The sequence below is a fragment of the Porphyromonas bobii genome, assembly GCF_943169685.1.
In the GTDB taxonomy this organism is placed as follows: Bacteria; Bacteroidota; Bacteroidia; order Bacteroidales; family Porphyromonadaceae; genus Porphyromonas; species Porphyromonas pasteri.
The window spans coordinates 473,963-497,336 of the sequence record NZ_CALPBU010000001.1 but is presented as its reverse complement, the minus strand read 5'-3'; the positions used below and the strand labels follow the sequence as shown (position 1 = coordinate 497,336).

Genomic DNA, 23,374 nt, shown 5'->3' with positions numbered 1-23,374 from the left:
CTCTAAGGCAACAGTCTCCAATAGTGGTTCATAGCACCAACCACTATTGGAATGAGTCCTGATGAGGTGAGTCTGCACATCGCTCCCTCTTGTATCAGGATATCCGCTATATAGCGATGGCAGTCTCCTACTAGGTATCGACTTTCTTGGAGCTATCAGCAGAGTGCACTTTCAGCTACAAGATCAGTATATTCTACCGCTAAGTAGAGCTTTATATTTCCTTAGGCTATTTCAGAATTATTTATACCTTTGTTATATAGAGCCGTAATATGGATAGAAGGCCCTATTACTACTAGAATAGAAATGAACGAATTCAAGAAGTTTGCCGTAGGTCACTTGGGGATGAATTCCCTTGCACTTGATAGCTATATGCAAGTGCAGAGTAGCTACATCTCTCCGACGATCATTGAGGAACGCCCTATGAACGTCGCACAGATGGATGTCTTCTCTCGACTGATGATGGACCGTATCATCTTCCTCGGGACACAGATCAATGACTATACGGCTAATGTCATACAAGCCCAGCTCCTCTTCCTCGATAGCAGCGAGCCAGGCAAGGATATATCCATCTATATCAACTCCCCCGGAGGCTCGGTATATGCGGGCTACGGGATATACGACACGATGCAGTACATCGGCTGCGATGTCTCTACGATTTGCACAGGTATGGCTGCCTCAATGGCCTCTGTGCTACTCGTCGCAGGGACCAAGGGGAAGCGCTTTGCCCTTCCCCACTCTCGCGTGATGATCCATCAGCCCCTCGGAGGCATGCAAGGGCAAGCCAGCGACCTTGAGATCGCAGCTCGCGAGATCCTCAAGGTCAAGGAGGAACTCTACACCATCCTCTCCGAGCACTCGGGACAGCCCTTCGAAACGATACAGCGTGATAGCGATCGCGACTATTGGATGACCGCCACAGAAGCTCAGGCTTATGGGATGGTCGACCGTGTTCTCACCCGCACAGAGAAGTAGATGGCAAAGAAGCAACAGAAACAATGCAGCTTCTGCGGTAGGACAGAAGAAGAGACTGGAGGCCTCCTTGAGGGGATCAACTCTCACATCTGTCCAGAGTGCATCTACCGAGGACACCAGCTCCTCGAAGAGCTCTCTGGTGCCGAAGCAAAGGCCTCCGAAGAAGCTGCTCAGAAGGAGCTCAAGGATCTCCCCAAACCACGTGAGATAAAAGAGTTCCTTGACGGCTATGTCGTCGGCCAAGATGAGGCCAAGCGCTATCTCTCGGTCGCCGTATACAACCACTACAAGCGCCTCGCTCAGCCAAGTGCCGAGACGGATGGCGTAGAGATCGAGAAGAGCAACATCCTCATGCTCGGCCCCACAGGGACGGGTAAGACACTTTTGGCAAAGACCATTGCTCGCCTCCTTCACGTACCTTTCACTATCGTTGATGCTACGGTATTGACACAGGCTGGTTACGTAGGTGAGGATATTGAGAGCCTTCTCACTCGCCTCCTCCAGGTCGCCGACTATGATGTCGCGGCTGCTGAGCGTGGGATCGTCTTCATCGATGAGATCGATAAGATCGCTCGTAAGGGAGACAATCCTTCTATCACTCGTGATGTCAGTGGCGAAGGAGTCCAGCAGGGGCTTCTGAAGCTTCTCGAGGGATCTATCGTGAACGTCCCCCCTCAAGGTGGTCGTAAGCATCCAGATCAGAAGATGATTCAGGTAGATACCAAGCAGATTCTCTTCATCTGTGCAGGAGCCTTTGACGGTATTGAGCGTAAGATCGCTCATCGCCTCAATACACGCGTCGTCGGGTATAACAGCCCCGGCGCTAAGCTCTCTAAGCGCGAAGAAGAGGAGCTCCTCCGCTATGTAGATGCTCGTGACCTCAAGAGCTTCGGTCTCATCCCTGAGATCATCGGACGACTACCGATCATCACCTATCTACATCCTCTGCATCGCGACACACTACGTATGATCCTCACCGAGCCGAAGAATGCGCTGGTACGCCAGTACACCAAGATCTTTGAGCTTGATGGGATCCACCTTACCTTCACCGACGAAGCTCTTGACCTGGTCGTATCAAAGACCATGGAGCAGAAGCTCGGTGCCCGTGGGCTTCGTGCCATCATGGAGCAGGTAATGGTCGAGCCGATGTATGAGCTCCCCTCACAGGGTGTGACAGAGTTCGTCGTCGATGCTGCCTTCGTCGAGCAACAGCTCGCCAAGGATGGCTCTCCCACTAAGGAGGTACACTGACCCCCGAAGCGTGAGAGCACACTAAGAAGATATATCATTCCGTGTTATAGAATATCGCAGTCGCAGCTTAATCTCTACCCTCAAGTAGACTCCGAGTAATCACGAAGCGTATGGCCATGGACGGGATCAACCTCAAGGAAGGACTAAAGAAGCACTTCGGCTTCGACCAGTTTAAGGGGAATCAGCAGGAGATCATCGAGAGTATTCTTGCTGGTCAAGATACCTTTGTCCTGATGCCCACAGGTGGCGGGAAGAGTCTCTGTTATCAACTCCCAGCCCTTCTCATGCCTGGGACAGCAGTGATTATCTCCCCACTGATCGCCTTGATGAAGAATCAGGTCGATGCCGTGCGAGGCTTCTGTGAAGAGGATACCGTCGCTCACTTCCTCAACTCTTCCCTCTCCCGTACTCGACTGGAGGAGGTGAAGGAGGATGTGCGCCAGGGGCGGACCAAGCTGCTCTATGTAGCTCCCGAGTCTCTACATAAGAAGGAGAACATCAAGCTTCTACAAGAGATCCCGATCTCATTCTACGCCGTAGACGAAGCCCACTGTATATCTGAGTGGGGGCACGACTTCCGCCCCGAATATCGTCGGATACGTGCTATCGTCACCGAGATCGCTGAACGCCCTATCATGGCCCTCACGGCCACAGCTACCCCCAAGGTACAGCATGATATCATGAAGAACTTGGGAATGGAGTCAGCAGCGGTCTTCCAAAGCTCCTTCAATCGCCCTAACCTACTCTACCGAATCCACCCCAAGACGGCGGAATCAGAGCGGGATATAGTACGCTACATATTGTCCAATCCGAAGAAAAGCGGGATCGTTTATTGCATGCGCCGTACCCAGGTGATGAATCTCACCGAGGTCCTTCAGGCCAATGGGATCAAGGCACTTCCCTATCATGCAGGATTGGATGCCAAGGAGCGAGCAGAGAATCAAGATGCCTTTATCGAAGAGCGAGCAGAGGTCATAGTAGCCACGATCGCTTTCGGTATGGGGATAGATAAGCCAGACGTACGCTACGTCATACACTTCGACATGCCCAAGAGTCTCGAGGGATACTACCAAGAGACAGGGCGCGCCGGACGTGATGGAGGTGAGGGTGTATGTATCGCCTATTATGATCACGATGATCTGGAGAAGCTTGAGCGCTTCACCAAAGGCAAGTCCGTCGCTGATCAGGAGATCGCCCGAGCTCTTCTCCGCGAGACTGCCGACTATGCTGAGACCAGCATCTGTCGTCGGTCCTTCCTCCTCAACTACTTCGGCGAGCGCTATGAGGCAGAGAACTGCGGTAGCTGTGATAATTGTTTAGTACCTAAAACCAAAGTGGAAGCTAAAGAATTGCTTGTAAACCTTCTCGAGGTCGTCAGCAGCCTCAAGGAGAAGTTCAATGCTGACTATGTCATCGCAGTACTCCGCGGGGAGACCAACTCCGACATTGAGTCCTTCCATCATGAGGAACTCGAGTGCTTCGGATCAGGTCAAGATCATGAAGAATCCACGTGGACGACGGTCATTCGTCAGGCACTCATCGCAGGCTACCTGAAGAAGGACGTGGAGAACTATGGACTCTTGAAGCTCACTCCCGCAGGGAAGAAGTTCCTCAAGAAGCCAACGAGCTTCAAGATCACGGACTCCGATGAGGAGGGCGAAGATCAGCCCGCAGGTGGAGGATCAGGAGGCTCAGGTGAGTCTACTGACCCCGTCCTATTCTCGATCATGAAGGACCTTCGGAAGAAGATGGGTCAGCAGAATAATGTCCCCCCCTACGTCATCTTCCAGGATGCCTCTCTCGAGGCGATGGCTACCCTCTACCCCATCACCATGGATGAACTTCAAAACATCCCTGGTGTTGGAGCGGGTAAGGCAGCGCGCTATGGACAGAAGTTCCTTGAGGTCATTCGCCGTCATGTCGAGGAGAATGACATTGAGCGCCCCGCTGACATCCGTGTACGTACTCGCCCCGATAAGTCCAAGCTCAAGATCAATATCATCCAGCAGATCGACCGCAAGGTGGCTCTAGACGATATCGCGATTGCTCTTGGTCTTGACTTCGACGTCCTCATCAGCGAGGTCGAAGCTATCGTCTACTCGGGTACCCGTATTAATATTAACTACTTCATCGAAGAGGTCATCGACGAAGATCGCATTGAAGATATCTACGAATACTTCAAGGAGTCGACGACTGATGATATCAATGAAGCGCTCACCGAGCTCGGTAGCGATTACTCCGAAGATGAAGTTCGCTTAGTTCGCATCAAGTTCCTCTCAGAGCTTGCCAACTAAGCCTTCACCTACGTATTAAACAGATCCTTTCCCTTGATGAAAAGAAAGACAACCATAGTGCTCCTGAGCCTCATGGCTCTCGGCTCTCTGAGTCTTGCACAGACCAAGCGAGACGAACCTCAGAAGAAGACCATCGTGGATGAGGTCGTATGGATGGTTGGTGACGAACCGATCCTCCTCTCGGATATTGAGTATCAGAAGCTCTTTGCACGGAGTCAGGGACTCACCTTCGAGGGAGACCCTGACTGCATCATCCCTGAGCAGATAGCTGTACAGAAGCTCTTCCTCAACCAAGCGAAGATCGATAGTATCCAGGCTAACGACACGCAGGTCACTCGTATGGTCGACATGTGGGTACAGAACGTGATCTCTGAGCTGGGCTCTAAGGAAAAGCTTGAGGAGTACTTCAATAAGAAGCTTTCTCAGATCCGCGAGGAGCGTACAGTACAGGCTCGCAATGAAGCTATCGTAGAGATGATGAAGTCTAAGATCTCTCAGGGCGTGCAGGTCACGCCTTCCGAGATCAGCACCTTCTACAAGCAACTACCTAAGGATAGCCTTCCCTTCATCCCCAAGACTGTCGAGCTGCAGATCATCGCTCTGGAGCCCCAAGTCCCCCTCTCCGAGCTGGACCGAGTCAAGGGAATCCTACGTGGATATGCCGAAGACGTGAACTCAGGTAAGCGTGAGTTCTCTACGATCGCACGTCTGTACTCTGAGGACAAGCGTACGGCTTCACGAGGTGGTGAATATGGCTTCGTCGGACGTGCTTACCTTGACCCTGCCTTTGCTACCGCTGTCTTCAACCTGATGGATAAGACTCGTGTCTCACCTATCATCAAGACGGACGAAGGCTATCACATCGCTCAGCTGATCGAGAAGCGCGGTGAGCTGGTGAACTTCCGCCACATCCTCCTGCGTCCAACGGTCGAGGAGAGTGCCATCAAGGCAGCCACAGCTCGCATCGACTCCATCGCTACAGCCATCCGAGATGAGAAGATCACCTTCGATGTAGCCGCTCAGCTCTATTCGGATGATAAGAATACGCTCAACAATGGTGGTCTGATGACCAATACCTCTAACGAGAGCGAGTTCTCTGGATCTCCCAACTTCCGCTATGAGGACCTCCCACAGGATATTGCGAAGATCGCCTATGAGCTCAAGCCAGGGGAAATCTCTAAGCCCTTCGTCATGCACACCGATAAGGGACTGGAGCAGGTAGCGATCATACGCATCAAGGAGATTCACCCAGAGCATATCGCCAATATGAACAGCGACTTCCGTCGTATCAAGGAGATGGCACTGGGGAAGAAGCGTGCCCGAGTCATCGACGAATGGATCCGTGCTCGTCAGAAGCAGACCCACATCGAGATCAACGAGCGCTATCGCAACTGCCACTTCCAATATCCAGACTGGATCCACGAGGACAAGAAGTAAATGCCTCAGGAGAAGAATCAACGTCTAAGGCTATGTGTAGCTCTTGCCCTCATTGTGATGGGTGGGAGCTACCTGACTTCTCGTGCCTCCTACCGAGGAACGTCACCGACGATGCAGTCACCTCGTCCAGCAAAGGCCGGTACGAGGATTATCCTTGAGCATGCTGATCTGCTGACGTACGATGCGGCTCTGCAGCCCGGGGTGCAGCGCCTTAAGGGTGGTGTCGTCCTGCGTCATGGCAATGCGACCATGACTTGTGATAGCGCCTATCTCAATGAGGATGACCAGATCTTCGAGGCCTTTGGTGAGGTACACATGGTACAGGGAGACACCGTACATATGTATTCGCGCTATCTGTACTATGATGGCGTCTCGAAGCTCGCGCGTCTCCGCCATAATGTGCACCTGGCGAATAAGACGACTGACCTCTATACCGATAGCTTGGACTATGACCGTATCGCGGATATAGCCTACTATTTCGAGGGCGGTACGATCACTGATGCGCAGAATACGCTGACCTCAGACTATGGGCAGTTCATCCCAGCTACGAATGATGCTGAGTTCCGCTACAATGTCAAGCTCGTCAATGACAAGACGACGATGACGACGGAGCATCTCTTCTACAATACCCATACGCGTATCAGTAGCTACGAGGGGCAGACACTCATCCAGTCTGACTCTGGGCAGATCATCTCGCAGCGTGGCATCTATGATGTCGGTCGAGATGTGGGGATTCTCCTTGATCGCTCCGAAGTAACCTCGGGCGCCAAGACTCTCATCGGAGACTCCATCTATTACGATGGCATGAGTAAGTTCGGTGAAGCCTTTGGGCGCATGGAGCTCTCCGACACCGCACAGAAGGCTATTCTCTACGGGGACTACGGGTACTTCGATGACAAGCGCCACTATGCTTTCGCGACTTCGCGTGCCCACGCCGAAGAGTACTCGCAGAAGGATACGCTCTATGTATCAGCTGATACATTAGAGCTCATCAGCCTCCCTATCCCTGACCGCCTCCGCCTCGATAGCCTTCGTGCCGTAGCAGCTCAAGAAGGTAAGGCTAAGCCCGATACGATGCAGCGTTACCTACGTGGTTATCGAAACGTGCGAGTCTTCCGCCGAGATGCTCAGGCTGTAGCAGACTCGCTTAGCTACGTCTCCATGGACTCTACCCTATCGCTCTATGGGAAACCGATCCTTTGGAGTGAGGAGCGCCAGCTCTCAGGTGATACTACTCACTTCTACTTCCGAGGTAAGAAGCTTGACTACGTAGACGTCCTCGGTAAGGCTCTGGTCGTCGAGCATATTGACAGCGTCGACTACTACAACCAGATGAGTGGAGACAGCTTACGTGCCTACGTCCAGGATAGTACGGTGCGTGAGATCTTGGTTAGCGGTAAGGTTGAATCGATCTACTACATGAAGGAGGAGGGTACCAATGACTACAATGGACTCAACCGCATGACGAGCTCTACGATGCACGTCCTCCTGGACTCAGGCAAGGTCAAGAAGTCCATTTGGCGAGGCCCCGTCGAGGGCAAGGCTTATCCTCTGGAGATGGCCTCCGGTCCCGAGGTCAATCGACTCCCCCTCTTCCAGTGGGCTGCAGATCGTCGCCCCATGCGCAAGGAGGATATCACGACTGTCGGAGACTCCCTCCCTCCCAGAGAGCAGCACTCACGTCCCCTCTCAGACCTTAAGCGCTTCAGCGGAGCCAAGGCTGCACTGGCTGCTTATGAGCCATTCGAGCGGGTAGCTCGCGAAGAAGCGCTTCGCACCGACTCACTGCTGACCCAGTATCGTGCTCTTCGCCCCGAGGAGTATCGCCAGGTATACCAGTGCGTCCTTCGCCCCAGCAGTGATAGTGGGGCTACCTCCACACCTCAATCGTATTTAGACTACTCATGGGTATACAGACCTTTTTCAAGCAAAGAAGACCTCGACAATTCGAGCACAAGCTCATCTACTGGGATCCCCGAAAGGAAGAACTAGCTAAGCGCGTCGCACGTATCCGTCAGGAGATGATCGAGGCCGGTGAACTCGATCCCGATGCAGAGCTTCCCGAAGCCTTGACGAAGGATGAGGGGGCTGGTAGTAGTTCGAGCTATGACAGTAGCGAGCAGATCCGTGGTGCCTTCATTCACTCGGCTCGCCATCTGAGCCGACAGCATAAGCGTGGTATCACGTCTTCCGATAGAGACCAGCGTATCATCAAGCTCATGCTGGCCCTCATGGTCTTGGGCTTAGTCTTCTGGTTCTTCTTCCTGCGATGAGCGATATCATTCGCCTACTCCCCGAGTCCATTGCGAATCAGATAGCCGCTGGTGAGGTCGTACCTGCACCAGCCTATCTCGTCAAGGAACTCGTCGAGAACTCGATCGATGCTGGAGCCAAGCAGATACAGATTGAGGTCGTCGGTGCAGGGCGCCAGTCCATCTCCGTCACAGATGATGGCAAGGGGATGTCGCCCACTGATGCGCGTATGGCTTTTGAGCGTCATGCCACCTCAAAGCTTCAGACGATTGATGACCTACAGCGCCTCTCTACGATGGGATTTCGTGGCGAGGCCCTCGCTGCTATTGCTGCTGTATGTCAAGTAGAGCTGCGCACACGTACGGCTGACCAAGAGGTAGGCACTGAGCTCATCATCGAAGGGGCAAAGGTGCGCTCGCAGATGCCAGTAGCTTGCTCCCCAGGGACGAGCCTCAAGGCGATGAATATATTCTACAACACCCCTGGTCGTCGCAAGCACCTCGAGGCCCGCAAGGAGTCCACTGAGCTCATGGAGATCTGGCGCGAGTTCGCTAAGGTCGCCTTAGCTAATCCGCAGATCTCATTCATGCTGCGTGGTGCAGGGAAGTACGATAAGATACTCCCAGCAAGTTCTCTCAAGGAGCGCATCATCGACATCGGGGGAGCAAAGCTTTCTCGTGCCCTCATTCCTGTGAGCTACGAGAGTGCCTTCTGCACAATACGTGGCTTCATCGGCACCCCCACGACTTCTCTCAAGCAGGGAGCGCAGCAGTATCTCTTCGTCAACGACCGCTTCATTCGCCATCCTTACTTCCATAAGGCGATCAGTCTGGCTTACGAGAACTTCATCCCTGCAGGCAATCAGCCACAGTACTTCCTTTACTTCACCATCCCAGCCGAGAATATAGACGTTAACATCCATCCACAGAAGACGGATGTTCGCTTCCTCGATGAGTCAACGATCTTCCAAGTCCTGCAGAGCCTCATCCGTGATGCCTTCAGCTCGCACGCTCTGACACCTATCATTGACTTTGAGAACGCCTCGCCTATCGAGATACCCGCCTACTCTGGCCGCAAGGATGTGCTTCCTGACCTTGATACGGCACTGGGAGCAGAAGCAGTCCTTCAAGCTGAAGATGGAGCCTCCCTACCCTCGGCCGGGACACGGCTTGGAGGGATACGCCTCGGTACCACTCGTACGGGTGAGCTCCCCAAGGAGCCCGAGATTAGTTGGGATGACCTCGGAGAGCACTTCGACAGCATGACGCCCTCGACGATGCAGACACCTCTCTTTGAGGAAGAGCCCGAGGAGCCTCAGAGCCATGGTATACGGCTCTCACAGGCAGGATCACTACGTACGCGCCCCACACTACCCTCGTCACTACTGCTTTATCAAAGTCGCTATGTCATCACGACGCTGGGCGATGCACTCGCTTTCATTGACCTGACACGTGCTCTACTTCGTGTCACTTTCGAGCAGTATCGAGCAGACCTCCGTGCGCACAGCTACCATGTCGAGCAGCCCCTCTTCCCCGAGGTGTTGGAGTTTGCACCTCAGGAGCTCCCGACGGCACTCACTCTGATGGAAGAGCTACGTCATGCAGGCTTTGACTTCGGAGACTTAGGCGATGGACACTTCTCCATAGTAGAAGCCCCCTCCTTCATCTCACGCGATGCCACAGGCTTCGTCCGTCTGATCGTAGCTGATAGCTTAGATACGCATCGTGAAGGGGCTGACTACGTGCAGACGTTCTTAGCTGAAGCTGCGGCTGAATCTGAAGCACTCCAACGTCCCCTACCGCAGGATGACGAAGGGCTCGAGCAGCTGATCCGTGACCTCTTCCAGAGTAGTGATCCCTACTTCACGCCCTCTGGCAAGCCAATCATCACGCGCCTCACGGAGCCAATGGTTGCCAACTTCTTCAACTAAAGTGAAGCCTCACCTTCCACATAGTAGCCCCACTAAGTCTCGTACTAAGTGGGGCTTTATACTTTGTACGAAAGAGAGGGAACTTTTGTGTCACCATCTCTAATAGGATACCTCTCCCATTCCATATATCTGAATCAACAGAGATAAGATCCTCTCCTATAGAAGCTTTTGCGTACACCAATGAGGGCATAAAATACTACCAGTACTGGTCACTCATCCGACCAGTACTACTTCGACTCTTGACCAGTACTGGTTGCATAATGTCACCAGTACTGGTTCGCTCGGTGACCAGTACTGGTCACTTTAGGAAGGTCCGGAAGATCATACATTATCCCCTCTTTAGTCCACACTATCAGAGCACTAACAATGCGTCTATACTCCGACCTGAGGAACTGGCCCGATGAGTAGAGTGTACAAGTCTAAAATTAGGCGCTTGACACTGCTATCTACCCCTTAATTTGTTGTATCTTTGAGCTGTCTAAAAGCAGATACATCTACACAACATATAACTAAGCTGTAAGCTACAAATCACATCATCCTCAATGAACAACAACCAACTAATGACCCGTGCTGCTGACAACATCCGCATCTTGGCAGCCAGCATGGTCGAGCGAGCTAAGAGCGGTCACCCAGGTGGAGCCATGGGCGGCGCAGACTTCGTCAACGTCCTCTTCTCGGAGTTCCTTATCTTCGATCCCGATGCACCTACGTGGTCTGGCCGTGACCGTTTCTTCATGGACCCTGGGCATATGTCCCCCATGCTCTACGCCCAGCTGGCCCTCCTCGGTCGCTATTCGATGGAGGAGCTGCAGCAGTTCCGCCAATGGGGTAGCCCTACGCCTGGGCACCCTGAGGTCGATGTCCTGCGTGGTGTAGAGAATACCTCGGGCCCTCTCGGCCAAGGTCACACCTTCGCCGTAGGGGCAGCCATCGCAGCTAAGTTCCTCGCTCACCGTCTTGGCTGGGTCATGAGTCAGACGATCTACGCCTATATCTCCGACGGGGGGATACAGGAAGAGATCTCTCAGGGGGCTGGTCGTATCGCTGGGCACCTTGGGCTTGACAACCTCATCATGTACTATGACGCCAATAATATCCAGCTCTCTACCACCGTCGAGGAGGTCGACAGCGAAGATGTAGCTGCTAAGTACAAGGCTTGGGGCTGGCACGTTATCGAGATCGATGGTTGCTGTCCCGAAGCGATCCGTAAGGCTCTTCGAGAAGCTAAGGCTACGGTAGGTCAGCCTACCCTCATCATCGGCAAGACCATTATGGGTCGTGGTGCTGTAGGTCCTAATGGGGAGAACTATGAAAACCGTGTCAATACACACGGTCAGCCCCTCTCGGCTGCGGGAGCCTCTATCGAAGCCACGATCAAGAACCTCGGTGGTGATCCCGAAGCTCCCTTCCAGATCTTCCCCGACGTACAGGAGCTCTACGCAGCACGTCTTCAGGAGCTTCGTGAGCTGGCTAAGGCTCGCAAGCAGGAAGAGAAGACTTGGCGTGAGGAGAACCCAGATCGAGCAAGCAAGCTCGATCGCTGGTTTGCTGGCGAAGCCCCTGCTGTAAATTGGAAGAGCATCGAACAGAAGCCTAATCAGGCTACGCGTGCCGCCTCTGCCACCGTCCTCAGCGCACTGGCTGAGCAGATAGAGAATATGATCGTAGCTTCAGCAGACCTGTCGAACTCCGATAAGACCGATGGCTTCCTCAAGAAGACCCGTGCACTGGCACGAGGTGACTTCGGTGGGGCTTTCTTACAGCCAGGTGTAGCTGAGCTCACTATGGCTTGCCTCTGTATCGGTATGGCTCTTCATGGTGGTGTCATCGCGGCCTGCGGTACCTTCTTTGTCTTCTCTGACTACATGAAGCCCGCTATCCGTATGGCAGCCCTCATGGAGCTCCCCGTGAAGTTCGTCTGGTCGCATGATGCCTTCCGTGTCGGTGAAGATGGTCCTACGCACGAGCCTGTAGAACAGGAAGCACAGATCCGCCTGATGGAGAAGCTCCAGAACCACCATGGCGCTGACAGCGTACGTGTACTCCGCCCCAGCGATGTCGAGGAAACGACCATCGCATGGCGTATGGCTATGGAGAACACGCACACTCCCACAGCACTCATCCTCTCTCGCCAGAATATCAATGATCTGCCCGCTCCCGAAGGGAAGAGCCGTAAGGAGGCTGCCGAAGCAGCTACACGCGGTGGCTACATCGTACTTCGTGACGAGAACCCTGAGGTCGTACTCATCGCAAACGGTAGTGAGGTGTCTACGCTCGTCGAGGGTGCCGCCCTCCTTCGCAAGGATGGTATTCGTCTGCAGATCGTAGCTGTACCCAGCGAAGGTCTCTTCCGTCGCCAGAGCCAAGAGTATCAGGATGAAGTCCTTCCTCGCGGTATTCGTCGCTTCGGTCTCACCGCAGGTCTCCCCGTAACTCTTCAGGGGCTCGTCGGTGACAATGGTGCCATCTGGGGACTCAGCTCCTTCGGATTCTCGGCTCCCTACAAGGTGCTGGACGAAAAGCTCGGCTTTACTCCAGACCATGTCTACAAGGAGGTCAAGGCACTGCTTAGCAAGTAATCACTACCCAACGACTACAGTACAACGACAATGAATAAGATCGGTATCTGCTCCGACCACGCAGGCTATGAGGTCAAGGAGCTGGTCAAGTCATTACTCATCGCACGTGGCCTCGAGGTGAAGGACTTTGGTTGTCCTTCACCCGAGCGCTGCGACTATCCTGACTATGCCCACCCCATGGGTCAGGCTATTGAATCTGGAGAACTTGCCCGTGGCATATCCGTTTGCGGATCAGGCAATGGGATCTCAATGGTCATGAACAAGTACTCTAAGGTACGTGCTGCCCTCTGCTGGGATGTCGAGTTGGCAAAGCTCGCTCGTGAGCATAACGATGCGAACGTCCTCTCTATCCCTGCACGCTTCGTCAGCGAAGAGCAGGTCAAGGCTATCCTCGCAGCTTTCCTTGATACCCCCTTTGAGGGTGGTCGTCATGAAGCACGTGTAGCAAAGATCCCCATCAAGCATTAGTCATCTTATCCCTTTTCAGTATATCTCTCCAGCATATCGCTCCCATCACCTATGTCACATTTCTTCCGTAGAGAGTTCACCTTTGACCGCATAGCACGGATGCTCGTGCTCTCTGTCCTTATACTCTTGATCTATGTGGCGGTGCAAGCGATCTGGAGCATTATCCTACCCTTCCTACTGGCTGGTATCTTCGCCTATGTGATGATGCCGCTGGTACGATTCTTCCAGTATACACTACGCCTGCGCTCAAGAGGGCTGTCAGTCATCCTGACATTGCTCCTCTTGGGTGCAGTCGTTTACCTTGCGGTAATCTTTATCATACCATCAATCAATGCTGAGATAGAGAAGACCCTCCAAGTGATCTCCGGCTATAGCAGTGGACAGGATATCCTGACGATGATCCTACCACGCAATATCCGCAACTACCTCAATGGGGGACTCCGCTGGGGAAACTTCCCACAGCACCTGTCTTTTGAGAAGGTCTTGGAGAACGTTAAGCTCCTCCTCGATCAGGTCGGTGGGATTATCAATAGCACCCTCTCCATATTCTCTTGGGGGCTTGTCTTCCTCATCGGCTTTATCTACTTCGTATTCATCCTACTGGACTTCGAGAATCTTGCTCGTGGCTTCATCAGCCTCTTCCCTAAGACACTCCGCCCTACGATCCGTACGATCAGCATGGATCTGGATCGCTACATGAATAACTACTTCCGTGGTCAGGCTCTCATCGCCATAAGCGTAGGTATTCTCCTCTCGATAGGGTTCAATATCATTGGTCTTCCCTTAGCTACAGCTATGGGGATCTTTATTGGGATCCTCAACTTCATCCCCTATATGCAGGCACTGGGTATCATCCCACTCGGGTTGGCCAGCCTGCTGATGGCTGCACAGACGGGTGAGAATGCCTTCGTCTGTATGCTCCTTGCCTATGGGGTCCTGATGATCGTACAGATTATCCAGGATATGATCATCGTCCCGCACATCATGGGACAGACGATGGGTATGCGCCCCTCACTCATTCTCTTGGTCCTGTCTATCTGGGGCTACCTCCTGGGTTTCTTCGGGATGCTCATTGCACTGCCCATTACTATGTTCATCTACTCGCTGTACATGCGCTACGTCCTCCAAGATGAGGAGTACATCGAGCAAATGCGCCTCCAGGAAGAAAAGCGTAAGGCTAAGCAAAGCCGCCGCAAAAAGCGTGGAGCGATAGATAGCGAATCAACGACGTCAGACAAGTAGATGGCTCTCTTCTCTTCAGCTACTACCTTCCTCTCTCAAGGGCTCTCTCGAGGTGATAAGGCAGGGACACGACGTGTCTCTGCCCTACTTCGTTTGACGACGATTGGAGTGGCACTGAGCCTCTCAGTGATGCTCCTATCGGTCACCATCATCTTAGGTTTCCATCGACAGATCCATGAGTTCGCCTTTAGTCAGACAGGGCATATCAGCCTCAATGGCTATGGGAGCAACTGGAAGACCTCCACGACTCCAGTCTATGTATCTCCGGAGCTTCTCTCCTTCCTAAGAGAAGAGAAGGGGGTCTCTTCCGTCTCACCTCTCATCCAGCAGGCAGGGCTTCTAAAAACAGAGGGAGACTTCTCTGGCATTCTCCTATATGGGATTGACTCTACCTTCCGTAGTCGCTACTTCACCGAGCAAGTAAAGTCGGGGACACTTCCCTCTTTCTCTGAGAGCGAATACAGTCGCCCACCCATCGTCCTGCCCTCACATGTGGCACGGCGCATGAACTACAAGGTAGGTGATGCCGTGCGTATCTACTTCTTCGGAGAAAAGATGCGGGTACGCGTCTTTGAGCTTCAGGCAATATATGAGTCGACGGGCTTAGAGCTTTCCCCCGCACTCTGCCCAATTTCATCCCTGCAGCGTCTCAATCACTGGGATGAGAATACCTACAGCCGACTGATCATCATGCTTCAGGATCCCGACGCAGCCTATCCGACGCTGGAGCATCTCATCTCCACTCTTCAGGCACGTCCAGATCTTATCGGCGAAGAGAACTATGGTCTCAACCTCGGTCAGGAGCTACAGCCCGAGCTCTTCAATTGGCTTGCCTTCCTCGACACGAATGTCTATGCGCTCCTCTCACTGATGGTACTCGTAGGAGGCTTTGCAATGATCACTGGACTCATCATCATCGTGCTCGATAAGAGTAAACAGATCGGTATCCTAAAGGCCCTTGGAGCAACGAATAGACAGCTCAGACAGACTTTCCTTCAGATAGCAGCTCGCCTCATCCTACGTGGGATCTTCTGGGGGAATGCAATTGCTCTCGTGCTGAGTCTCGCACAGCGTCAGTTCAAGATCATCAAGCTTAACCCAGCGAACTACTTCACCGACTCCGTGCCCATCCACTTTGACCTTCCACTCTGGATCGCTATCAATGTCGGGACACTCATCGTGATTCTCCTCATGGTATTAGTTCCTGCGAGCTTAGTAAGCAGAATCCATCCCGCAGAGAGTATGCGTATGGATTAGCTCCTTGAGAATGCTTCAAAGCAATCGCCCCGTCCGTAGCAAGTATGATGCTACAGACGGGGCGATTTACTTTATCTTGTCGGCCTTAGTAAGGCTGGAGCGCTACTACTTAATAGGAAGAACTACGTCAGTATAGAGCTCGACGTCGGCTCGCTGGCGGAAGATATAAGCAGCAGGATAAGTTTCTGCCTCGGGAGCTTGCTCTACTATATGCCGTAGGATAGGAGCTTTCTTCTCGCCAGTCGTATGGAAGAGGATGCGCTTTGCAGCAAGAATCGTCGGTCCAGTCATTGCGATGCGTGGCTGTCCCTTTGGGCTTATCCCGACAGCATAAGGTGCTTCCTCCGTGAGGAGCTCCATCTGATGTGGGAAGATAGAGGACGTATGGCCGTCTTCTCCCAAGCCTAAGAGCACAATATCAAAGACAGGGAAAGCACCATCAAATGGAAGCTCCGAGCCCACAAGCCAGCAGTAATCCTTTGCTTCGCGCTCAGGGAGCTTCTCTCCTGCGATACGATGTACCTGATCCTGTGGAATGGGTACATATCGAAGGAGAGCCGCCTCGGTCATACCATAGTTGCTCTCGGGATCTGTAGGTGGTACGCAGCGCTCATCTACCCAATAGAGATGGACGTGTGACCAATCTACGGCACTACGTAGAGGCTCTTCGGCGAGCAACTCAAAGAGTAAGCGGGGCGTAGAGCCTCCAGAGAGTGCGATATGTACCCAGCCAGCCTGCGAAGGCTTCACGAAGGCCGTCTCAGCTACGGCTCGTGCGACGGCCTCGGGGGAAGGATAATGATGGTAGATCATAGTTCGCAGTAGAGCTCCGAGTGAGTAAGATTGCGGCAGGGATTCGTCCAGCTGTGCTCGCGCTCGATGATTAAGTCACTCTGCTTTGGTCCCCATGTGCCAGCAGGATAACCATAAAGCGGGAAGTCTTCCTCCTTCCAGAGATCAAGGATCGGATCAAAGAAGCGCCAACTCATCTCTACAGCGTCGCTGCGTGTGAATAAAGTCGGGTCACCCAGCATACAGTCCTCGAGCAAACGTGAGTAAGCATCGCCCGAAGCTAAGCCACCCATCTGCTGGTCATAGGTAAAGTCCATGGAGACCTTCTTGACTTCGAAGCCAGAGCCTGGGACTTTCGCTGCGAACTTCAAGGAGATCCCTTCGTTCGGCTGAATGCGAATCACCAGCTGATTAGGTACGGTGCTACCGTCAGCCGTAGCAAATACGCGGTGAGGTGTAGGCTTAAAGTGCACGACGATCTCGGTGACCTTGGTCGGCATCATCTTACCTGTGCGGATATAAAAAGGTACTCCCTGCCAGCGCCAATTGTCGATGTAGAGCTTCATGGCGACGAAGGTCTCCGTTCGGCTATCAGAAGCGATCTTATCTTCCTCACGATAGGCACGCTGATGCTCTCCCTTCCACTCGCTCTCTGTATATTGTCCGCGGACGACACGGCGACGAATCTCCTCGGGAGTCATTGGACGGAAGGACTGATATACCTTCACGACCTCGTTACGAAATAGATCAGCGTTGAACTGCACAGGCGGTTCCATAGCGGTAAGAGCTACGAGCTGCGCCAGATGATTCTGCACCATGTCGCGCAAAGCACCAGTCTGGTCGTAGAATCCACCTCGACTCTCAATGCCCATATTCTCTACCGCTGTGATCTCCACACGCTCGATGTAGTTGCGATTCCAGAGAGGCTCGAAGATACCATTAGCAAAACGCAGCGCCATGATATCCTGCACCGTCTCCTTTCCGAGGAAGTGATCGATACGATAGAGCTGATGTTCGTGGAAGGACTTGCGGTAGATCTCATTCAGCTCTCTTGCTGACTGGAGGTCATAGCCGAAGGGCTTCTCGATGACGATACGTCGGATCGCCGAGGGCTCACCATTAGTATCCTCTTCGCCCTCTTCGTTGAGCCCGACAGAAGCCAAGTGCTGTGGGATCACGCCATAGAGAGAAGGCGGCGTAGAGAGATAATAGATGTAGTGTCCAGGATTATTGATTCGCTCGTCAAGTGTCTTCAGTTGCTCACGGAGCTTAGGATAGTCCTCGGCAGAAGCAGGGTCCATCGGGAGGTAATACACTCCTGAGAGGAACTGCTCGGCAAGAGAAGCGTCGTACTCTCCATCGCTGAGGTAGCGCTGAAGAGCTTCGTCGAGGTGCTCGCGATAAGCTACATCCGAGTATTCCGTACGCCCAAGTCCAAGGACACTGAAGCGAATGGGGAGCTTATCTTGCTTGAAAAGCTGATAGAGCGAAGGGATGAGCTTACGCTTTGTCAAGTCACCTGACCCGCCGAATATCACAAGGATGAGGCTCTCGGGCAGATGATGCTGCATGGTCTGTGGCATATTCTCGGGGGGACTATACATTATACGTGGTCGAAGAGGTATCACTTCCGTGGCCCGTCCAATTTTCGTGGAAGAACTCTCCACGTGGACGGTCGGTGCGCTCAAAGGTGTGTGCACCGAAATAGTCTCGCTGTGCCTGCACAAGTGAAGCAGGAAGGCGACGCGTCGTCAGTGATGTGAAGTAGCTAAGAGCTGAGGAGAAGGCTGGGACTGGGCAGTCCGAGAGTAGCGCCTTAGCGATGGTCTCACGCCAAGAAGGGCGAGCAGCCGTGATCTCCTGCTGGAAGTACGGAGCTAAGAGCAGGTTCTGCAGGCTGGGATCAGCTTGGTATGCCGAGGCAATATCGTTGAGGAAGGCCGAACGGATGATACAGCCGTTGCGCCAAATACGTGCGATGGATGCCAGATTCAGCTCCCATCCGCGTGCCTTTGATGCTTCGGAGAGGAGCGAGAAGCCTTGTGCGTAGGAGACGATCTTCGATGCGTAGAGGCTTTGCTCAAGAGCATCGACGTCGCTGTCACCGAAGGCGGGGCGGCTTGTTGCTTGCGAGGGGGTGTAGAGTGCAGCAGCTTCGTGGCGCAGGTCTACTGTGGAGGAGAGGCTTCTCTCATAGACCGCCGTCGCGATGAGCCCAAGAGGCTGGCCGTACTCGAGGGAGTTGATGACCGACCACTTGCCAGTCCCCTTCTGCCCTGCAGCATCGAGGATCTTGTCGATAAGGTATTCGCCCTCGGCATCACGATGACGAAGGATCTCGGCTGTGATCTCTACGAGGTAGCTACGGAGCTTCCCTTCGTTCCAGCGAGCGAAGATTTCGCTCATCTCATCGTTGGTCTTGCCGCCGATGTGGCGGAGATAAGCGTAGGCATCAGCTATGAGCTGCATGTCGCCATACTCGATACCGTTGTGCACCATCTTGACAAAGTGACCGGCACCACCCTTACCTACCCAGGCACAGCAAGGAGTCCCGTCCTCAGCCTTAGCTGCAATGCGGGAGAAGATCGGCTCAATGCTGGGCCAAGCTTCTTCAGCGCCGCCAGGCATGATGGCAGGACCGTTTAGAGCACCCTCTTCACCGCCCGAGATACCACAGCCGACGAAGTAGATCCCGTGATTACGTAGCTCAGCTTCTCGACGCTCAGAGTCCTCCCAATTCGAGTTTCCGCCGTCGATGACGATATCACCTGGCTCGAGATGTGGCAGGAGTGACTCGATGACGTAGTCGACGGGCTTGCCGGCTCTGATCATCATCATAATCTTACGTGGACGCTCTATGCTCTCGACGAAGGGCTTGATTTCGGTGAATCCAAGGAAGTTCTTCCCTGCGCCACGACCTTGAAGGAAGCGCTCCACGACGGTGGCTTCGGCGCCTTCTGCACGGTTGTAGACGGAGACTTGAGAGCCATTGCGCTCCATGTTGAGGGCGAGGTTCTCGCCCATGACTGCAAGGCCGATGAGGCCAATATCTGATTTCTTATTCATTTGCTTTGTGTTGGGAAGGCCCCATGAGTCCGCCTCGCGCGTACCTAACTTGGGGCGATGGATGTATCTCTAAAACAACGACCCGAGAGTGAAGGTTTAGGCGCACCAAAGCCAAGGAGCTTCCCAGTGCAATTGCCTTGAGGCGGCTCCGGAAGTACCTCCACTTTGCACGGGAAATCACTGCACTTCGTACGGGATGTAATTCGCTCACTTTCAGGAGGTAATTGCACCTCCTCTCGGATATTCCTCTACTTCCTCTGAAAAGTAGAGGTATTTTTGATCGAAAGTAGAGGTATTTCCGAAAGGAAGTAGAGGAACTTTCGGAGAGAAGTAATATAACATTCAGCTAAAAGTAATATAACTTCTGACCGAAAGTAATATAACATTCGACTGAAAGTAATATAACATTTGACCGAATGTTATATTACATTTGCCAGCCCCTCCAGATACCGCGCTACGAAAGGGAAAGAGAAGCCTACCCGAAGCCCCTTATTTCCTAATTACTTTCGGGTATAGATGGCGGGAAATATCACTACTTCGGGGGATGGATAGGCCTTCGCAATCGGTCTATCTTTGTAGCCCATTCAGTTATAGATCCACGTATGCGCTGTAAGCACACCTATATCTTCCTCCTCCCTTCACTGTTAGCGGGTAGCTTCACTCAAGGCTTTGCCCAAAGCGTGAGCGATAGTCTCGCCCAAGATCATCGGGTCGAAGACGTCGTCGTCACAGGTACTCAGACGCCCCGCACACTGAAGAAGCTCCCCATCATCACCCGTATCATCTCACGTACTGAGCTGGATCGCCTCGCACCACGCTCTGCTGCCGACGCCCTGCAAATGAGTTTGCCCGGGATCAATGTCACGGCACACGGCGCTCAGTATCGTGTCTCGGTCCAAGGCTTCTCAGGAGATCACGTCCTCTTCCTTGTCGACGGCGAGCGACTGACCTCGGAGGGCAACGGAGTGGTGGATCTTAACCGCATCGATATGGCCAATGTCGAGCGTATCGAGCTGATTAGTGGCGCAGCTTCGGCTCTGTACGGGTCGAACGCTATAGGTGGCGTCATCAACTTCATCACGCGCCGTGCTCGGCACAAAGAGGAGCTCTCGGCGACCTTCGACCACAGTAGCGAGGGCGTCACGAGATACAGCGCGTCGGGACAAATCGTACGTGGCGCCTTCAGCTCGATGACCTCCATCAGCTACATCGACCAAGCGGCCTACAGCGTAGCCACACAAGGCACCCGGCCTGAGACCACTCCCGTCATGGGCAGCAAGAGCCTCAATCTCTCTCAGCGTCTACGCTACCGCACCTCAGACTTACGACGCGAGCTGACGGGCTATATTCGCTATGGCTATCGTGACCAAGATGGCGACGGACTTAGACGTAATAAGTACCTCAGTCATTCGCTGGGTGGGCAGGTTTATCAGGCATTTGGCGAGCTGCACAACTTGCGCCTCGACTACAATCACGAGCTCTACAATCGCGATAATTTCCTCTCCGTAAGCAAGGAGCGAACACCTATCTTCCACTTCACGGGCAATACCGTGCGCCTGCAGTACAACTTCGGCGCCGAAGAGAAGACACCCGTCCTCGTCAATGCAGGTATCGAGCTCTACCACGAGCGTCTCCGCAGCGAGCGATTCACTACAGCCGCCACACGGCACCAAGCTACTGCCGGCACACTCTACGGGCAGGCCGAATGGCATCTGGTGCCGAAGCTCTCGTTTGTCACGGGATTTCGCCTCGATAGACACTCCAGCTTCGGCGCACACTTCTCGCCACGCGCTTCGGTACTCTATCAGTTGGGGCGTGTAAGGCTCCGCACTTCCTACGCAGAAGGCTTCCGTGCACCATCGATCAAGGAGCAGTTCATGGACTGGGATCACTTCGGTATGTTCTTCATCAAGGGCTCAGATCACCTGCGTCCCGAGGTAAGTCGGATGCTAAGTTTCTCCCCTGAGTGGCAGACCTCGCACTTGAGCCTGACGGGTATCGCTTCGTACAATGTCATCTCCAACCAGATAGGCACGCTGATGACCAAGAGTACGAACACCTATCATTATACGAATGTGAGCGAACGTAGCCGACTACTGAACCTGCAGACAAGCCTGCGCGTGCGCCTTCCTCTTGGACTGACGTTCAATGGTGACTACAGCTATATCTACGACTTCTCCAGAGCCGAGAGCCGTGCCAATGGTCAGCCCTTCGCTCCTCTTCGTCCGCACAACTACACTGCAGCTCTTTCCTACGAGACCAAGACGGGGAGCGACTGCGATCTCACTGCGACCTACGCCCTGCGTGGAGCAGGAAGTGTGACGCTCAGCGAGCTGGACGAGACGACGGGTAAGTATTCCTACTTCGAGCACGAAGGCTATCTCCTCTCCCGCATGAGTGTCTCGGCACGCTATAAGCATCGACTCACGATCACTGTCGGAGCAGATAATCTCTTCGACTACCACCCGACGCAGGTCAATATCACGGGGAGCCTCTCACCAGGTCGCACATTCTTCTCCTCGCTCACCTATAACCTCTGAGGGATGTAAGCGCAGGAAGACGGAGCACTTTGCATATCTTTGCTCCTGATATGAACGCTTATCCTACCGCATCTACCCCACGTCTGTGGGTCTTTAACCCTGGTCACGAAGAAGCCCTAAGCTTCTCTCGGGAGAAGCGCTACACACTCTCCAAGGAAATCCGATGGATGCGCTACGAGCTCTCACCGCTCTTGCGCCTCTTAGCTTCTGGAGAAGACCTCATCTATGCACCTGCTTCGCCCAATGGGATACCAGCGCGCCTGCTGAATGCTGAGGGCGATGACCTACCGGCTGGATGCGATCTCCCCGCTGAGCTGAGTGTCGTCCTCTGGGGACTGGATGACCATATCGTGAGAGAGCTGAGAGAATGCCCACTCTTCCTCTCTACTACCCTACTCTTTCCGCCCATCACACCGAGCTATCTACGGCTAAGTCACCGACGCGCCAGCTATGACCTGCTGGCATATCTGACGGATCAGCTCGGCTATCCCAGTGACCTCCTCCCCCGTTGGATCGAAGCGGGAGTAGACAAATCAGATACCGAGCTACGACTGCGTACCGCTATCGAAGGCATCAAATCCCGTCCCTTGGGCGATCCTACTCGAGTCCTCATCAAGCGTCCTTATAGTTCCTCGGGCCGTGGAGTATTTCCACTCCCCCTTCCCCTGCAAGAGAAGCACCTGGAAGCGCTTATCGGGAGCTGTACGCGAAGTGGAAGCGTCAGCATCGAACCTTACCTCGAGGTCGTAGATAATTGGGCGCTTGAGTACACACGAAGTGAAAGCGGCGAGGTAAGCTTCTTTGCCCTATCCCATTTCGATACACTCCCTTCGGGACGTGCCTATCTTGGCAACATACTCACATCGCCAGAAGACCTCTGGGAGCGACTTACTTCGCTCATGAGTGAAGAAGCTCTGCTCGCCCTCATCAATGCCCAGTGCACGTGGCTCGAGGAAGAGCTCTCCGACTCTCAGTACACAGGCTATATCGGCATCGACCTCTTCTTCTACCGCGATGGGGAGAGTCTGCGCCTTCATCCTTGTGTGGAGATCAACCTCCGAACAACTATGGGCGTACTCGCGCACTTCGCCTACGAGCAATACGTGCCAGATGGTCGCAAAGGTGTCTTCCGTCTTGAGCGAGGACCACGCCAGCAGCCGAGCCAAAGCATTATACCACTCCTACTGACAAGTAGTGAAGCCCACTTCTCCGCCTATATTGAGCTGGAGAAATAAACTGATCCCCCTTGGCCATCCGCAGATAAGCCAAGGGGGATCACTGTATATATACGTA

Annotated in this window: 16 protein-coding genes; 13 read left to right on the top strand and 3 right to left on the bottom strand. The window is 53.5% G+C overall.

Annotated elements, in window-relative coordinates; genetic code table 11:
- Positions 1 to 303: 303 nt before the first annotated feature.
- The 11 genes from clpP (at position 304) to KO088_RS01945 (ending at position 15,683) form a co-directional block, all read left to right on the top strand.
- Positions 304 to 972 carry an ATP-dependent Clp endopeptidase proteolytic subunit ClpP gene (gene clpP / locus KO088_RS01995; protein WP_009433051.1) on the top strand — a complete coding sequence of 223 codons (669 nt, stop codon included), beginning with the start codon at positions 304 to 306 and terminating at the stop codon, positions 970 to 972.
- Positions 973 to 2,223 (top strand): ATP-dependent Clp protease ATP-binding subunit ClpX, encoded by a 1,251-nt coding sequence (gene clpX / locus KO088_RS01990; protein WP_215493176.1) that lies wholly within the window; start codon positions 973 to 975, stop codon positions 2,221 to 2,223.
- Positions 2,224 to 2,333: 110 nt separating this feature from the next.
- Positions 2,334 to 4,517 carry a DNA helicase RecQ gene (gene recQ, locus KO088_RS01985; RefSeq protein ID WP_215493174.1) on the top strand — a complete coding sequence of 728 codons (2,184 nt, stop codon included), beginning with the start codon at positions 2,334 to 2,336 and terminating at the stop codon, positions 4,515 to 4,517.
- Positions 4,518 to 4,553: 36 nt separating this feature from the next.
- Positions 4,554 to 5,954 (top strand): peptidylprolyl isomerase, encoded by a 1,401-nt coding sequence (locus KO088_RS01980; RefSeq protein WP_060935897.1) that lies wholly within the window; start codon positions 4,554 to 4,556, stop codon positions 5,952 to 5,954.
- Entirely contained in the window at positions 5,955 to 7,946 is a 1,992-nt protein-coding gene (locus tag KO088_RS01975; protein ID WP_215493173.1) for an OstA-like protein, read from the top strand.
- Between the two features lie 29 nt (positions 7,947 to 7,975).
- Positions 7,976 to 8,227 (top strand): hypothetical protein, encoded by a 252-nt coding sequence (locus tag KO088_RS01970; RefSeq protein WP_060935899.1) that lies wholly within the window; start codon positions 7,976 to 7,978, stop codon positions 8,225 to 8,227.
- Entirely contained in the window at positions 8,224 to 10,137 is a 1,914-nt protein-coding gene (gene mutL, locus KO088_RS01965) for a DNA mismatch repair endonuclease MutL (RefSeq protein WP_215493171.1), read from the top strand. The genes KO088_RS01970 and mutL overlap by 4 nt, the downstream gene beginning before the upstream one ends.
- A 542-nt stretch (positions 10,138 to 10,679) precedes the next feature.
- Positions 10,680 to 12,716 (top strand): transketolase family protein, encoded by a 2,037-nt coding sequence (locus KO088_RS01960; RefSeq protein ID WP_215493169.1) that lies wholly within the window; start codon positions 10,680 to 10,682, stop codon positions 12,714 to 12,716.
- Between the two features lie 30 nt (positions 12,717 to 12,746).
- Positions 12,747 to 13,184: a ribose 5-phosphate isomerase B gene (gene rpiB, locus KO088_RS01955; RefSeq protein WP_215493167.1), complete on the top strand. Its 438-nt coding sequence runs from the start codon at positions 12,747 to 12,749 to the stop codon at positions 13,182 to 13,184.
- A gap of 51 nt (positions 13,185 to 13,235) precedes the next feature.
- Complete coding sequence (locus tag KO088_RS01950; protein ID WP_251419722.1) at positions 13,236 to 14,426, top strand: AI-2E family transporter; 1,191 nt, start codon at positions 13,236 to 13,238, stop codon at positions 14,424 to 14,426.
- Entirely contained in the window at positions 14,427 to 15,683 is a 1,257-nt protein-coding gene (locus KO088_RS01945) for an ABC transporter permease (protein WP_215493164.1), read from the top strand.
- Positions 15,684 to 15,788: 105 nt separating this feature from the next.
- On the opposite strand, the gene pgl is transcribed toward KO088_RS01945, so the two are convergent.
- Genes pgl through gnd form a run of 3 tightly spaced genes read right to left on the bottom strand, consistent with a single transcriptional unit; the run spans position 15,789 to position 19,541 of the window.
- On the bottom strand, positions 15,789 to 16,496 hold the full coding sequence (pgl, locus tag KO088_RS01940; protein WP_215493162.1) for a 6-phosphogluconolactonase: 708 nt from the start codon (positions 16,494 to 16,496) through the stop codon (positions 15,789 to 15,791).
- Positions 16,493 to 18,058 carry a glucose-6-phosphate dehydrogenase gene (gene zwf / locus KO088_RS01935; protein ID WP_251419720.1) on the bottom strand — a complete coding sequence of 522 codons (1,566 nt, stop codon included), beginning with the start codon at positions 18,056 to 18,058 and terminating at the stop codon, positions 16,493 to 16,495. The genes pgl and zwf overlap by 4 nt, the downstream gene beginning before the upstream one ends.
- A gap of 13 nt (positions 18,059 to 18,071) precedes the next feature.
- The gene (gnd, locus tag KO088_RS01930) at positions 18,072 to 19,541 is read right to left on the bottom strand and encodes a decarboxylating NADP(+)-dependent phosphogluconate dehydrogenase (RefSeq protein ID WP_215493160.1); all 1,470 of its coding nucleotides are present in this window, start codon (positions 19,539 to 19,541) and stop codon (positions 18,072 to 18,074) included.
- A 602-nt stretch (positions 19,542 to 20,143) separates the two neighbouring features.
- On the opposite strand from gnd, the gene KO088_RS01925 reads away from it, so the two are divergent.
- On the top strand, positions 20,144 to 22,081 hold the full coding sequence (locus KO088_RS01925; RefSeq protein WP_215493158.1) for a TonB-dependent receptor plug domain-containing protein: 1,938 nt from the start codon (positions 20,144 to 20,146) through the stop codon (positions 22,079 to 22,081).
- Between the two features lie 50 nt (positions 22,082 to 22,131).
- Positions 22,132 to 23,316 carry a hypothetical protein gene (locus KO088_RS01920; protein WP_215493157.1) on the top strand — a complete coding sequence of 395 codons (1,185 nt, stop codon included), beginning with the start codon at positions 22,132 to 22,134 and terminating at the stop codon, positions 23,314 to 23,316.
- Positions 23,317 to 23,374 lie beyond the last annotated feature (58 nt).

Coding starts and splice junctions, on each gene's coding strand:
- clpP (WP_009433051.1), top strand. CDS start 304: ATGAACGAATTCAAGAAGTTTGCCGTAGGTCACTTGGGGATGAATTCC.
- clpX (WP_215493176.1), top strand. CDS start 973: ATGGCAAAGAAGCAACAGAAACAATGCAGCTTCTGCGGTAGGACAGAA.
- recQ (WP_215493174.1), top strand. CDS start 2,334: ATGGCCATGGACGGGATCAACCTCAAGGAAGGACTAAAGAAGCACTTC.
- KO088_RS01980 (WP_060935897.1), top strand. CDS start 4,554: ATGAAAAGAAAGACAACCATAGTGCTCCTGAGCCTCATGGCTCTCGGC.
- KO088_RS01975 (WP_215493173.1), top strand. CDS start 5,955: ATGCCTCAGGAGAAGAATCAACGTCTAAGGCTATGTGTAGCTCTTGCC.
- KO088_RS01970 (WP_060935899.1), top strand. CDS start 7,976: ATGATCGAGGCCGGTGAACTCGATCCCGATGCAGAGCTTCCCGAAGCC.
- mutL (WP_215493171.1), top strand. CDS start 8,224: ATGAGCGATATCATTCGCCTACTCCCCGAGTCCATTGCGAATCAGATA.
- KO088_RS01960 (WP_215493169.1), top strand. CDS start 10,680: ATGAACAACAACCAACTAATGACCCGTGCTGCTGACAACATCCGCATC.
- rpiB (WP_215493167.1), top strand. CDS start 12,747: ATGAATAAGATCGGTATCTGCTCCGACCACGCAGGCTATGAGGTCAAG.
- KO088_RS01950 (WP_251419722.1), top strand. CDS start 13,236: ATGTCACATTTCTTCCGTAGAGAGTTCACCTTTGACCGCATAGCACGG.
- KO088_RS01945 (WP_215493164.1), top strand. CDS start 14,427: ATGGCTCTCTTCTCTTCAGCTACTACCTTCCTCTCTCAAGGGCTCTCT.
- pgl (WP_215493162.1), bottom strand. CDS start 16,496: ATGATCTACCATCATTATCCTTCCCCCGAGGCCGTCGCACGAGCCGTA.
- zwf (WP_251419720.1), bottom strand. CDS start 18,058: ATGCCACAGACCATGCAGCATCATCTGCCCGAGAGCCTCATCCTTGTG.
- gnd (WP_215493160.1), bottom strand. CDS start 19,541: ATGAATAAGAAATCAGATATTGGCCTCATCGGCCTTGCAGTCATGGGC.
- KO088_RS01925 (WP_215493158.1), top strand. CDS start 20,144: ATGCGCTGTAAGCACACCTATATCTTCCTCCTCCCTTCACTGTTAGCG.
- KO088_RS01920 (WP_215493157.1), top strand. CDS start 22,132: ATGAACGCTTATCCTACCGCATCTACCCCACGTCTGTGGGTCTTTAAC.